The organism is Streptomyces sp. NPDC026673, from assembly GCF_040638135.1.
Classification (GTDB): Bacteria; Actinomycetota; Actinomycetes; order Streptomycetales; family Streptomycetaceae; genus Actinacidiphila.
The window spans coordinates 1-12,970 of record NZ_JBEZXR010000032.1; the positions used below are offsets into that span (position 1 = coordinate 1).

13 protein-coding genes and 1 riboswitch are annotated in these 12,970 nt (G+C 72.9%); of the genes, 3 read left to right on the forward strand and 10 right to left on the reverse strand.

Annotated elements, in window-relative coordinates:
• Nucleotides 1-71: 71 nt before the first annotated feature.
• From AB0F62_RS21820 to AB0F62_RS21840, 5 genes are all read right to left on the reverse strand, one after another.
• Complete coding sequence (locus AB0F62_RS21820) at nucleotides 72-929, reverse strand: fumarylacetoacetate hydrolase family protein (RefSeq protein WP_361801361.1); 858 nt, start codon at nucleotides 927-929, stop codon at nucleotides 72-74.
• A gap of 45 nt (nucleotides 930-974) precedes the next feature.
• Entirely contained in the window at nucleotides 975-1,646 is a 672-nt protein-coding gene (locus AB0F62_RS21825; protein WP_361801364.1) for a YidC/Oxa1 family membrane protein insertase, read from the reverse strand.
• Nucleotides 1,647-1,742: 96 nt separating this feature from the next.
• Entirely contained in the window at nucleotides 1,743-2,069 is a 327-nt protein-coding gene (locus AB0F62_RS21830; RefSeq protein WP_361801367.1) for a DUF6412 domain-containing protein, read from the reverse strand.
• Nucleotides 2,070-2,116: 47 nt separating this feature from the next.
• Nucleotides 2,117-2,941 (reverse strand): class E sortase, encoded by an 825-nt coding sequence (locus AB0F62_RS21835; RefSeq protein ID WP_361801370.1) that lies wholly within the window; start codon nucleotides 2,939-2,941, stop codon nucleotides 2,117-2,119.
• A 146-nt stretch (nucleotides 2,942-3,087) separates the two neighbouring features.
• On the reverse strand, nucleotides 3,088-4,395 hold the full coding sequence (locus AB0F62_RS21840; RefSeq protein ID WP_361801621.1) for a DUF445 domain-containing protein: 1,308 nt from the start codon (nucleotides 4,393-4,395) through the stop codon (nucleotides 3,088-3,090).
• Nucleotides 4,396-4,568: 173 nt separating this feature from the next.
• On the opposite strand from AB0F62_RS21840, the gene AB0F62_RS21845 reads away from it, so the two are divergent.
• Together AB0F62_RS21845 and AB0F62_RS21850 are read left to right on the forward strand one after the other, a co-directional pair.
• Nucleotides 4,569-5,894, forward strand: coding sequence for an SGNH/GDSL hydrolase family protein (locus tag AB0F62_RS21845; RefSeq protein WP_361801373.1), 1,326 nt, complete (start codon nucleotides 4,569-4,571; stop codon nucleotides 5,892-5,894).
• Between the two features lie 26 nt (nucleotides 5,895-5,920).
• A complete protein-coding gene (locus tag AB0F62_RS21850; protein ID WP_361801376.1) occupies nucleotides 5,921-7,033 on the forward strand; it encodes an aminotransferase class V-fold PLP-dependent enzyme in 1,113 nt (370 codons plus the stop codon).
• Nucleotides 7,034-7,078: 45 nt separating this feature from the next.
• Here AB0F62_RS21850 and AB0F62_RS21855 read toward each other — a convergent pair whose 3' ends face one another.
• The 3 genes from AB0F62_RS21855 to AB0F62_RS21865 are packed head-to-tail and all read right to left on the reverse strand — an operon-like array spanning nucleotide 7,079 to nucleotide 9,651.
• The gene (locus tag AB0F62_RS21855; RefSeq protein WP_361801379.1) at nucleotides 7,079-8,047 is read right to left on the reverse strand and encodes an ATP-binding cassette domain-containing protein; all 969 of its coding nucleotides are present in this window, start codon (nucleotides 8,045-8,047) and stop codon (nucleotides 7,079-7,081) included.
• Nucleotides 8,048-8,054: 7 nt separating this feature from the next.
• Nucleotides 8,055-8,858 (reverse strand): ABC transporter permease, encoded by an 804-nt coding sequence (locus tag AB0F62_RS21860; protein ID WP_361801382.1) that lies wholly within the window; start codon nucleotides 8,856-8,858, stop codon nucleotides 8,055-8,057.
• Nucleotides 8,851-9,651 carry an ABC-2 family transporter protein gene (locus tag AB0F62_RS21865; protein WP_361801385.1) on the reverse strand — a complete coding sequence of 267 codons (801 nt, stop codon included), beginning with the start codon at nucleotides 9,649-9,651 and terminating at the stop codon, nucleotides 8,851-8,853. The genes AB0F62_RS21860 and AB0F62_RS21865 overlap by 8 nt, the downstream gene beginning before the upstream one ends.
• A 272-nt stretch (nucleotides 9,652-9,923) precedes the next feature.
• Between AB0F62_RS21865 and AB0F62_RS21870 the strand changes: the two genes are divergently transcribed.
• Entirely contained in the window at nucleotides 9,924-12,143 is a 2,220-nt protein-coding gene (locus AB0F62_RS21870; RefSeq protein ID WP_361801388.1) for a transglycosylase domain-containing protein, read from the forward strand.
• A 63-nt stretch (nucleotides 12,144-12,206) separates the two neighbouring features.
• Here AB0F62_RS21870 and AB0F62_RS21875 read toward each other — a convergent pair whose 3' ends face one another.
• A complete protein-coding gene (locus tag AB0F62_RS21875) occupies nucleotides 12,207-12,527 on the reverse strand; it encodes a multidrug efflux SMR transporter (protein ID WP_089225959.1) in 321 nt (106 codons plus the stop codon).
• A gap of 32 nt (nucleotides 12,528-12,559) precedes the next feature.
• Nucleotides 12,560-12,623, reverse strand: a riboswitch (guanidine-III (ykkC-III) riboswitch).
• Between the two features lie 5 nt (nucleotides 12,624-12,628).
• Nucleotides 12,629-12,967 (reverse strand): co-chaperone GroES, encoded by a 339-nt coding sequence (locus AB0F62_RS21880; RefSeq protein WP_361801392.1) that lies wholly within the window; start codon nucleotides 12,965-12,967, stop codon nucleotides 12,629-12,631.
• Nucleotides 12,968-12,970 lie beyond the last annotated feature (3 nt).

The window sequence follows — 12,970 nt, forward strand, 5'->3', positions numbered from 1 at the left end:
CGGGGCCGGTCCGGGCGGGGGGGCCCCCGGGGGGCCGGCGCCCCCCCCCCCCCCCCACGACGGAGGAGGGGCTACGCGTCCTTGAGGACCTGGCGCTGGCGGCCGAGCCCGTCGATCTCGAGCTCGACGACGTCGCCGGCCCGCAGGTACGGCTTGGGCTCGGGGCGGCCGAGGGCGACGCCGGCCGGGGTGCCGGTGTTGATGACGTCGCCGGGGTAGAGCGTCATGAACTGGCTCACGTAGCGCACGACTTCGGCGACCGGGAAGATCTGTTCCGCGGTGGTGCCGTCCTGCTTGAGGTCGCCGTTGACCCACAGCCGCAGGCCCAGGGCCTGGGGGTCGGGGATCTCGGCGGCGGTGACCAGCCAGGGGCCGAGCGGGTTGAAGGTCTCGCAGTTCTTGCCCTTGTCCCACTGGCCGCCGCGCTCGATCTGGAAGGCGCGCTCGGAGACGTCGTGGGCGACGGCGTAGCCCGCGACGGCGGCGAGGGCCTCCCGCTCGTCGGCGGCGTAGCGCAGTTCGCGGCCGATGACGACGGCGAGTTCGACCTCCCAGTCGGTCTTGTGGCTGCCGCGGGGGACGAGGACGGTGTCGTCGGGCCCGACGACGGTGTCGGGGGCCTTCATGAAGAGGATGGGTTCGGCGGGGACGGCGGCGCCGGTCTCGCGGGCGTGGTCGTGGTAGTTGAGGCCGATGCAGACGATCTTGCCGATGCGGGTGAGCGGGGGGCCGACGCGCAGGCCGGCGGGGTCGAGGACGGGAAGGGTGCCGTCGGCGGCCGCGGTACGGATGCGGGTGAGGGCGTCCGGGTCGGCGAGCAGGGGGCCGTCGATGTCGGTGGTGAGGGAGGACAGGTCGCGCAGGGCGCCGTTCTGGTCGAGCAGGGCCGGGCGTTCGGCTCCGGCGGGGCCGACTCGCAGCAGTTTCACAAGACTCTCCGGGGTGGTGTGGTCGGGGTGGTGGTGGGTCGGTGGTCATGTCCGATGGGGACGGTCATCGGAGGTCTTGGCTGATCCTCCAGCGGTGGGGGTGGCGTCCGCAACCCCTTGACCATGGTGTGGACGGTGCAGCCGGGCGCGTTCGGCGGCGGTCCATGCGGTGGTGGTGGCGAGGTAGACGCCGGCGGCCGGGGGGACGATCGCGGCGGTGACGAGGGTGCCGAAGGAGAGCAGCGGCAGGTGCTTGGCGAGGCCCTGGGCGTCGGGGGCGGCTTTGCGGGCGCGGCGGTAGGACCAGAAGGCGACGGCGGCGATCACGACGAGGATCGCGGCGTGGAGGGCGCCGGCGTGGTCGTCGGCGATCCGGGCGGCGGAGGAGGCGTGGTAGAGCACGAAGAAGGCGGGGAGTTGGAGGAGGGTCGGGAGTATGCCGGCGAAGGGGGTGGAGCCCGCGTCGGCGTAGAGGTCGGTCAGTGCGCGCTGGAGTCGCTGCGGGTCGCGTGCGTGCTTGCGGCGCAGTTCGGCGGCGCGCGGGGCGAGGGCGGCGCGGGTCTTCTCGCCGCGGGCGGCGGCGCGGGCGAGCGGGTGGAGGGCGAGTCTCACGAGGACGGTGCACAGGACGATGGCGGCGACCGGTGCGGCGTCGCGTCCGGTGAGGGGGGTGAGGGCGTGGGTGAGGGAGAGCAGGGCGTGCGTGAACACGGACATGGGGGTGGGACCCTCCGCGGGGTGTCGTCGTGCCGGTCGGGCGGGCGCGGCGTGACGGGGCGCGGTGGGGCGGTGGGTGGCGCGGTGCCGGTGCCCCTAGGCGGCCGTCGGGAGGGGGCGGCCTGGGGCTCTGGGGCGGGGGCGGCCGGAGGCGTCGGGGTCGCGCTGGGGGAGGAAGGCGGTGCGGCGTTGCCGGTCGCGCAGCGCGGTGCGGACGCGTCCGCGGGGGACGGGGGGCGCCCCGGCGGTGAGGCGGCGGGCGCAGCCGAGCAGGAGGGCGACGGCGGCGGTGGTGGTGGCGGCCGCGACGGCGCCGGTGAGTCCGGTGTGGGTGAGCAGGAGCGCGGTGAGCAGGAGTGCGGTGAGGAGGAGCAGGAGTGCGGCGCCGTGCGCGCGTGCGGCCGCGGTGGTTCTGCGGGTCATGTGGGCTCCTCCTTCCGTCCGTTCCGCAGGGGATGACGTACGGGGGGTCAGCGTGGTTCCGCGCGGGCGAGCCCGCCCCAGACGATCAGGCGGTGGGTGGAGGTGAATTCGGGGGTGCAGGTGGTGAGGGTGATGTAGTGGCCGGGGCCGGTCATGTGCCGTCGGGGGTGGACGGTGCTGTGGGGGACGGGGGCGATGACGGTGCCGTCGGTGGGTGTGGTGCGGGGGACGGTCTGCCGGACGACGTAGGTGTAGCGCGTGGTGGCGGTCTCGACGACGAGGGTGTCGCCGGGGCGGAGCCGGTCGATGCGGCGGAAGGGTTCGCCGTGGGTGTTGCGGTGGCCGGCGAGGGCGAAGTTGCCGGGCTGTCCCGGTCCGGCGGTGTGCGGGTAGTGGCCGGCGTAGCCGTGGTTGAGGACTGTGGCGCGGCTGACGCCTTCGGCGATGGGTGCGGTGACGCCGATGCGGGGGATGCGGAGGACGGCGTAGGCGCGGGTGGCGTGCGTGGTGCCGGTTCGGGCGCGGATGCCGTTGTCGTGGGGGCGTGTGCGGGGTGTGGTGTCGTCGGTGGCCGTCGATTCATCCGATGTATCGGTGGGCGGGGTGGCAGTGGTGTCGGTGCGGTCCCACTGTCGTTCCAGGGCGGTCACCCGGTCGCCGGCGTCGGCGCGCGCCCGCAGGTTGGTCCACCACAGTTGGTGGGCGACGAGGAGCAGCAGGACGGCGCCGAGGGTGAGGGCCGCTTCGCCGGCGCTCCACAGCGCGCGTCCCGACCGGCGGAGCGGCGCACGGGCGTGGGCGTCGGCACGGGGGTGGGTGCGGGCGCGAGCACGAGTGCGGGCACGGACATGGGCGCGGGCGCGGGTGGGCATGCCGGCACGGTAATTGACGGTACGTCAGATTCCCAGGCTCGTGCCGGGCGACGGGGGTACGGGTGCCCGGAGCATGGATGCCCGCGGTACGGGTGCCCGGGTGCCGGACGCGCGGTCTCGCGGCGCGCTCGGCCGCGGCCCCCGCGTCACCCCGCGAAGAGCCGCGACACGGTGTAGATGGCCAGTCCCGCGAGGGCGCCGACCACGGTGCCGTTGATCCGGATGAACTGCAGGTCCCGCCCGACGTTGGCCTCGATCTTGCGGGTGGTCTGCTCGGGGTCCCAGCCCGCGATGGTGTCGGTGATCAGCGCGGTGATCTCGTCGCGGTAGGTGGTGACCACGTAGGTGGCCGCGTCCTCCAGCCAGCCGTCGATCTTGGCGGTCAGCCGCGGGTCCTCGGTCATCCGCGCGCCCAGCGACAGCAGCGAGGCCCGGACCCGCAGCCGCAGTTCGCTGCGCTCGTCCTCGGCCGCGGCGACGATCATGCCGCGGACCGAGCCCCACGCGGACTCGATGAGGTCCTGGACCTCGTTCCGCGCGATCAGTTCCCGCTTCAGCCGCTCGACGCGGGTCCGGGTGTCCGGGTCGGACTGCAGCTCGACGGCGAAGTCCGCGAGGAAGCGGTCGATCGCCCCGCGGGCGGGGTGCTCGGGCATGTCCCGCATCTCGGCGGTGAAGCGCACCAGTTCCTTGTAGACGCGCTCGCCGACCCGGCGGTCCACGAAGCGCGGGGTCCAGCCGGGGGCGCCCTCCTGGACGGCGTTCATCACCGAGTCGGAGTGCTCGACCAGCCAGTCGTGGGCCCGGACGCACACCAGGTCGACCACCCGCCGGTGACCGCCGTCGGCGACGATCCGCTCCAGCATCTTCCCTATCCCCGGGGCGATCTCCTGGGCGTCGGCGCGCCGGGTGATGGCCTCGCCGACCACCGCCTGGACGTCGGAGTCGCGCAGCACGGTCAGGGCGCCGCGCAGGGCCGCGGCGCCCTGTTCGGTGACGCGGTCGGCGTGCTCGGGGTGCTCGAGCCAGGCGCCGAGCCGGTGGGCGATGCCGACCTTGCGCAGCCGGGTCCGGACGACCTGCGGGGACAGGAAGTTCTCGCCGACGAAGTCGCCGAGGGTGCGGCCGAGGGCGTCCTTCTTGGTGGGGATGATCGCGGTGTGCGGGATGGGCAGGCCGAGCGGCCTGCGGAAGAGCGCGGTCACCGCGAACCAGTCGGCGAGCGCGCCGACCATGCCCGCCTCGGCGGCGGCCGCGACGTATCCGGACCACGCCCCGGCCCCGGTGGACTCCGCCCACTTGGCCAGCGCGTAGACGACCGTGGCGGCCAGCAGCAGGCCGGTCGCGATCAGCTTCATGCGCCGCACCCCCCGCCGGCGGTCCTCGTCCGCGGGGCTGTACGAGAACGCCGGGGTCTGGCCTTCGGCCGATCCGGTCACCGGAGCCGTTTCCATCCGCTTCATCCGCTCCTTCCGCGTATCGTCCACACCACACTCATCGAGTGGAACGAACAACGAGTTCCCGGCGTCCGACAGTGCAGACGGGCAGGCCCGACGCCCCCATGGGATCATGGCGGCAGCGGATCGCGCCGGTTTCCCGCCCCTTGATCCCAGGAGTGAAGCACGGCATGGCCAGATCGACCGGTTATGCGCTGCTCGCCGGAATGGTCGCGCTGGTCGCGATCATCTCCGCCGCGATCTTCGTCACCGCCGGCCGTACCGACGCCTTCGGCCGTTCCGATGGGCCGGTACCGGGCGTCGGACTGCCCGGTGTGCCCCAACAGGCGGCGCCTGCGGCGTCCGGATCGTGGGTGGGCACCTGGTCCGCGTCCCCGGCCGGGGGCGAGCCGGGCACTCCGGACGGCTATCCCGGCTGGTCGATTCGCAACATCGTGCACACCAGCATCGGGGGCACCTCGGTGCGCGTCCACCTCTCCAACCTCTTCGGACGGACGCCGTTGCCGGTCGGCCGTGCGACGGTCGCCGTCGCGTCGGCCCCGGGGTCCCCGGTGGCGGTCCCCGGCACGATGCGCGAGCTGACCTTCGGGCGGCGGACGCAGGTGCGGATCCCCGCGGGCGGCAGCATCGTCAGCGATCCGGTGCGACTGGCCGTGCCGCAGGCGGCCGACCTGCTGGTGACGACGTTCACCCCGGAGGGCTCGGGCCCGGTGACGTACCACCCGCGGGCGCAGCAGACCTCGTTCATGGCACGTGGTGAGCGCACCACGCGGACCGACGGCTCGGCGTACACCACACCGACGCCGTACTGGCGGTACGTCACGGCGGTGGACGTCCTCACCCGGCAGGCGGCCGGGTCGGTCGTGCTGTTCGGCGACTCGATCACCGACGGCGTCACCGCCACGCCCGGCGCGAACCGCCGCTGGCCGGACCGCCTGGCGGCCCGGCTGCGGAGTTCCGGCGACAGGGGGCTGCGGCTCGGTGTCCTCAACCAGGGCATCAGCGGCAACCGGGTGCTGCGCGACGGCGAGAACGGCGGCAACCCCAGTGCGCTGAGCCGCCTCGACCGCGATGTGCTCGCGCAGAGCGGTGTCCGCACCCTCGTCGTCGAGCTGGGCATCAACGACGCGCTGCGGCCGCCCCAGCGGGACAGCGCGGACGACATCCTCGCCGGGCTGCGGGAGATCGTGGCCCGCGGTCACGCGCACGGCCTGCGGGTGCTGGGTGCCACGCTCGCGCCGTGCGGCGGCCACCCCGGCTGCAACGCGCGTGCGGAGGAGGTGCGGCAGCGGGTGAACGCCGCGATCCGGGCGGGCACCGTGTACGACGCGGTGATCGACTTCGACCGGGCGCTGCGTGACCCGTACCGCCCCACCGCGCTGCGTGCCGCCTACGACTCGGGCGACCATCTGCACCCCAGTGACGCCGGCTACCTGCGCATGGCGGAGACTGTGCGGTTGTCGCTGCTCACGAGCGGCGCCGCGGCAAAGGTGTGACGAGCACGGACGGGACGACGACACCCATGACGGATCACGCGGGCGGTCTGCCCGGTTATGCCGAGCACTTCGGCGAGCCCGAGGGCTACCTGGACTTCGCCCGCTACGGGCCGCCCTCGCGGGATGTGCTGGACGTCACGGCGGCCGCCCTGGCGGAGTCGGCGGAGGCCGACCACACCACCGTCAACGACCTGATGCGCGCCGAGCCGCGCGCCAGGGCCGCCGCCGCCCGGCTCGCGGGGACCGACATCGGGCACGTGGCGCTGCTGCCCAACGCCTCCACGGGGCTCTTCCACGCCGCCTTCGGCCTGCCCGGCGGGGCGGTCCTGGTGCCGTCCGCCGACTTCCCCGCCAACCACTACCCGTGGCGGCGCACCGCCGCGCTGGGCCGTGCGGTGCCGCGCTGGCTGGACGGCGCGCCCACCCCGGACGCGGTGCGCGAGGCGCTGACGGACGAGGTCGTGGCGGTGTCCGTGAGCGCCGTCGACTTCCGTACCGGCTACCGGGCCGACCTGGCGGCGTTGCGCGAGGTGATCGGCGACCGGCTGCTCGTGGTGGACGCGATGCAGGCGTTCGGCGTCGCCGAGCTGCCGTGGCAGGCGGCGGACGTGGTCGTGGCGGGCGGCCAGAAGTGGCTGCGGGCCAGCTGGGCGACCGGTTTCGCGGCGCTGTCGGACCGGGCCCTGGAGCGGCTGGAGCCGACGCTGACGGGGTGGACCGGGGTCGAGGACGTGGCGGTCTTCGACGACACCGAGCACGCGGTCGCGCCGGACGCGCTGCGCTGGAGCATCACCAATCTCAGCCCGGTGACGGCGGCGGCCTTCGCGGTGGCGCTGGAACTGGTCGAGGGCGTCGGGGTGGCGGCGATCGAGGACCATGTGGCGCGGCGGGTCGACGGGCTGATCGACGTGGTCCGCTCGGCCGGCGGGGAGGTGCTGTCCCCGGTGGCCCGCGCCGAGCGGGCGGGCATCGTGTCCTTCGCGGTGCCGGACGTGGATCCGGCCCGGATCGCCAAGGCCCTGCACGAGCAGGGGGTGACCCCGTCGGTGCGGGCGGACTCCGTACGGCTGTCGGCGCACGCGTCGACCACGGTGGGCGCGGTGGAGCGGGTGCGCGCGGCGCTGGCCGCGCTGCGCTGACCGGCGCGCGGGCGCCCCTCCCGTGGGCGCCCCGCCCGGGCCGGCTCAGGCCGGGGCGGTGGTGGCGGCGTACATGCGGGCGATGACGTCCTCGATGGCGGGCTCGCGCACGGACAGGTCGACGATGCCGTGGCGCGCGGCGAGTTCCGCGACCAGCGGCGCCGCGCTGGCCGCCGAGGGGAAGGCGATCCACTGCCGGGGCCCCTCGACCCGGTCGCAGCGGGCGCCCGGCAGCTCGACGGGCGGCAGCTCCCGTTCGAAGTCGACGACGAGGGTGCGCTCGCTCTCGCCGGCGGCGTGCAGCCCGTCGAGGCCGCCGTCGTACATCAGCCGGCCGTGGTCGATGACCATGACGCGGCTGCACAGCTGCTCGATGTCGGTGAGGTCGTGCGTCGTGAGCAGGACGGTGGTGCCCTGCTCGGTGTTGACGGTCCTCAGGAACTCGCGGACCTTGGCCTTGCTGACGACGTCCAGCCCGATGGTCGGCTCGTCCAGGTAGAGCACCTCGGGGTCGTGGAGCAGGGCCGCGGCGATGTCGCCGCGCATGCGCTGGCCGAGGGAGAGCTGCCGGACGGGGACCTCCAGGAGCGGTGCGAGGTTTAGGAGGGCGACGCACCGGTCGAGGTTGCGGCGGTAGCGGGCGTCGTCGATGCGGTACAGGCGGCGGACCAGCTCATAGGAGTCGCGCAGCGGCAGGTCCCACCACAGGGTGGTGCGCTGGCCGAAGACGACGCCGATACGCCGGGCGAGACGGGTGCGTTCGCGGGAGGGGTCGATGCCGGCGACCCGCAGGCGGCCGCCGCTGGGGGTGAGGATGCCGGTGAGCATCTTGATGGTGGTGGACTTCCCCGCGCCGTTGGGCCCGATGTAGCCGATCATCTCGCCGGCGGGGACGGTGAAGGAGATGCCGTCCACGGCCCGCACCCGGCGGCGTTCGCGGCGCAGCAGGCCGCCGGTGCGGCGGCGTACGTCGAAGACCTTCTCGACGCGGTCGAGTTCGATGAGGTCGGTCATGTCGGTGTCAGCTCCCGGTGCTCCGGTACGAACGCAGGCCGGCCCGCCAGGCGACGCCCGCCAGGGCGCAGCAGGCGACGGCGACCAGGGGCGGCGCGAAGTCGACCCAGCCGGGCAGGCCCAGGGGGTCCTGGCGGCCCAGGATGCGCAGGGCGGGCAGCCAGTTGGCGAAGGCGAGCGGCACCACGAAGGTGACGCCGCGCACGATGTCCTTGGTGAAGACCGTCGGCGGGTACTGCAGCAGGGTGGTGCCGCCGTAGGTGAAGGAGTTCTGCACCTCCGAGGCGTCGCCGGCCCAGAACTGGAAGGCCGCCCCGGCCACGAAGAGCGCGCAGAAGATGCCGGCGCCGCTGAGCAGCATCAGGGGGAGCAGCAGCAGGTTCTGCGCGGTCCAGTCGAGGTCGAGCCGGGTCACCGCCCAGCCCAGGACGAGCAGTCCCTGGCTGACCCGGCCGATGCGGCGCAGCGCGAAGCGGTCGGCGGCGACCTGGGCCAGGACGGGCGCGGGCCGCACCAGGAGGGTGTCGAGGGTGCCGTCGCGGATCCGCAGGCCGAGCCGGTCCATGCTGCCCAGGGCGAGGTCGGCCAGGCCGAAGGCGGTGCTCGCGGTGCCGTAGAGGAAGGCGACCTCGGGGAGGGAGAAGCCGCCGAGCCGGTCGGTCTGGGAGAACATCAGCAGGATCGCGGCGAAGTCCAGCCCGGTGATGGCGAAGTTGACGAGCGCGGTCATCACGAACGACGTGCGGTACGCCATCGTCGAGCGGGTCCACATCCACACGATCAGTCCGTAGGCGCGCAGTGCCTCACCCACCCTGGACCACCACCTTGCGGGTGGCCGCGGACTGCAGCAGCCGTCCGGCTCCGAGCAGGACCACCGCCCAGCCGGCCTGGAAGGCCAGTGCCCCGGCGAGCCCGGTGCCGGTGTGCCGGCCGAGCAGGATGTCGGCGGGGACCTGGAGCAGCGCCGACCAGGGCAGCACGAGGGCGATGCGGCCCAGGTCGCCGGGAAAGGCGTTGAGGGGCAGCAGCATGCCGGAGAAGAAGAGGGTGGACAGGCCGGAGACGGCCACGATCCCGGTGCCGTCCATGAGCCAGAAGACGCTCAGGACGACGAGGTAGCGCAGGGCGAAGCTGACGACGACCCCGAGGGCGACGGACAGCAGGAAGCAGGCCCAGGTGCCGGCGGAGGCCGGCAGGGCGAGGTCGAAGGCGAGGGCGCCGCAGGCCATGGGCAGTGCGCCGCGGGCGAGGAGCTGGTAGCCGGCCCTGCCGAGGTCGGCGGAGAGCCACCAGGCCTGCAGGTCGGCGGGGCGGTGGAGGTCGACGGCGATGTCGCCGTTGCGGATGCGTTCGATCAGTTCGTCCTGGAATCCGCCGCCCATGAGCGAGGACGTCGCGAAGAGCGCCTGGCCGATCCAGACGTACGTCAACGCCATGGACTGGTCGTAGCCCCCCAGGTGGGGTCGTTCGTGCCAGAGGGCGATGTAGGTGTATGCGGTGATGAAGCCGAAGACGGTGTTGGTGAAGACACCGGCCGCGGTGGCCACCCGGTACGTCGCGTGGCGCCGGAATCCGCTCGCCGCCACGGTGGCGTACAGGTGCATGGTCCCTCCTCCCGGTTCCGGGGAACGGGCCCACCCGTTCGCGCGCAAGCGCCCGACCCTACTCGCGGTGACCGCCGTGTGCCACGGAGTTTTCACCCGCCGGGGTGGAGGGGGTCACACCTTCGGCCTGTCACAGGCTTGTCACGGATGCGCGGCGATGACCCCTTTTGTCCTGATGGTGGGAGAGTGTCCGGCGGGTCGTACGGCACGATTGACCCAAGATGTTCCGCCGCGGCACAACCCTCGGCGGCCGCGGAGGAGTCAGTACAGACATGAGCAGCAGCAACGCTTCCCCCGGCGGCTGGGACGACCGGCCTTCCGGCACGAAGCCGAAGCGCACCGGTGCCCGCAGACTGATCCCGAGCTGGCGCGCGGTGCTCGGCACGCTCCTGTTGATCGTGCTGGCGTGCGCGGGGGCGTTCATCATCGGCTACCAGCTGGTCGACATCCCCAAGGCCAACGCGGGCGCGGTCGCGCAGAGCAACGTCTACCTGTACTCCGACGGAACCCAGCTCGCCCGCGACGGCGCGGTGAACCGCGAGAACGTGGGCCTGGACCAGGTGTCCAAGGACGCCCAGCACGCCACCCTCGCCGCCGAGGACCGGAACTTCTACCACGAGTCCGCGGTCAGCCCGAAGGCGATGCTGCGCGCGGGGTGGAACACGGTCACCGGCAAGGGCAAGCAGTCCGGCTCGACCATCACCCAGCAGTACGTCAAGAACTACTACCTCAACCAGGAACAGACGGCGATCCGCAAGGCCAAGGAGTTCTTCATCGCGATCAAGCTGGACCGCGAGAAGAGCAAGGAGGAGATCCTCGAGGGGTATCTCAACACCAGCTACTACGGCCGCAACGCCTACGGCATCCAGGCCGCCGCCCAGGCCTACTTCGGCAAGGACGCCGACGAACTCGACACCGCCGAGGGCGCCTACCTGGCCACCCTCCTCAACGCGCCCAGCGAGTACGACATCGTGGCCCACCCGGAGAACAAGGCCCAGGCGAAGGCCCGCTGGGACTACGTGCTGGACGGCATGGTCAAGGAGGGCTGGCTCGGCGCGGGCGAGCGCGCCTCGCTGGAGTTCCCCAAGCCCCTGAAGGCCAAGCCCGCCACGGGGATGTCCGGCCAGCGCGGTTACCTCGTCGAGGCCGTCAAGGACTACCTGTACGCGAGCAAGATCCTCGACGAGGAGACGCTGCGCTCGGGCGGTTACCGCATCACCACCAGCATCGACCGCAAGAAGGAGAAGGCCTTCGTCAAGGCGGCCGAGGACCAGCTGCTGGACAAGCTCGACCCGAAGAAGCACCCGACCGACAAGTACGTGCGCGTCGGCGGGGCGTCCATCGACCCGGCCACCGGCAGGGTCGTCGCGATGTACGGCGGCATCGACTACACCAAGCAGTTCGTCAACAACGCGACCCGCAGCGACTACCAGGTCGGCTCCACCTTCAAGCCGTTCATCTTCGCCTCCGCCGTCCAGAACGACTCCACCACCCAGAACGACCGGCGCATCACCCCGTACACGGTCTACGACGGCAGGAACAAGCGCGAGGTCGTCGGCCCGGACGGGCCGACCGGCTACGCCCCGGGGAACGAGGACGGCGTCTCCTACGGCCCGATCACCGTCACCAGCGCCATGGACAAGTCCGTGAACTCGGTCTACGCCCAGATGGCCCAGGACGTCGGCCCCAAGAACGTCAACAACACGGTGCGGGCGCTGGGCATGCCGGAGAAGGTGAAGCTGGTGAGCACCCCGGCGATGGCGCTCGGCACGATGACGGCCAGCCCGCTGGACATGGCACAGACTTACGCGACGCTCGCCAACCACGGCCGCTACGTCCCGTACACCATGGTGGTGAAGATCACCAAGAACGGGGAGGAGGTCCACCTGCCCACGCGCCGGCCCCAGCAGGCCATCCACCGCGAGGCGGCCGACACCACGACCTCGATCCTGCGCTCGGTGGTGCGCGGCGGCACCGCCACCGCCGCGCAGGCCGCGGGCCGTCCCGCCGCGGGCAAGACGGGCACGGCGGAGGAGGACAAGGCCGCCTGGTTCGCCGGCTACACCCCGGACCTGGCCACCGTGGTCGCCGTCATGGGTCAGGACTCCCAGACCGGCGCTCAGAAGAAGCTGTACGGCACGACGGGGCTGGCCCGCGTCAACGGCGGCGGCTACCCCACGCAGATCTGGGCCCAGTACACGGCGGGCGCCCTCAAGGGGCAGCCGGCGAAGAACTTCAAGCTGCGCCTGGAGCCCGGCGCTTCGGCGCCGCCGACCACGGCCCCGCCGGCCACCTCGGCCCCGCCCACGTCGGCGCCGCCGACCACGGCACCGCCGGAGACCTCCGCGCCGCCCACCACGGAGGCGCCGCCCACCGAGGAGCCGACCGAGCCGGGCGGACCGTCCAGCCCCGGCACGGACGGCGGCTCGGAGGACGGCGGGCTGCCGATCGGCGGCCTCGACGGCGACCCCGGCGGCGGGGACGTGCCATAACGCCGCGGAGCGCCGCCGGGCTCCCCGGCGGCGCTCGACGCGGTCCGGCGCCGCGTGTGCGGTTCAGTGCCCCGAGGTCGCCTTCAGGCCGACCACGGACACCAGCAGCAGACAGATGAAGAAGATCCGGGCGGCGGTCGCCGGCTCGCCCAGCACCACGATGCCGAGCACCGCCGCGCCGGCCGCCCCGATCCCGACCCACACCCCGTAGGCGGTGCCGATCGGCAGCGTCCGGGCCGCGTACGACAGCAGCAGCATGCTGGCGACGATGCCGAGCCCCGTGCCGACGCTGGGCCACAGCCGGGTGAAGCCGTCGGTGTACTTCATGCCGATCGACCAGCCGACCTCGAGCAGGCCGGCGGCACACAACAGGACCCATGCCATGACGGGCACCTCCACGATCCTCACGGGTTCAGGGGGCGTCGTCTTTGCATGGGCCCTGGTACGGCGCGTCTCGTCAGGGGACGAACCCGACGATAACAAATTCAGAGGTAGAGGCCGGTGGAGTCCTCGGTGCCCTGCAGCCGCTCCGCCGCCACCGCGTGCAGGTCCCGCTCCCGCATCAGCACATAGGCCGTGCCGCGCACCTCGACCTCGGCCCGGTCCTCGGGGTCGAAGAGCACCCGGTCGCCGACCTCGACGGTCCGTACGTTCTGCCCCACCGCGACCACCTCGGCCCAGGAGAGCCGCTTGCCGACGGCCGCCGTCGCGGGGATCAGGATGCCGCCGCCGGAGCGCCGCTCGCCCTCGGGCACGTCGGAGCGCACCAGCACACGGTCGTGCAGCATGCGGATGGGAAGCTTGTCATGCGTATTCGAACTCACAGG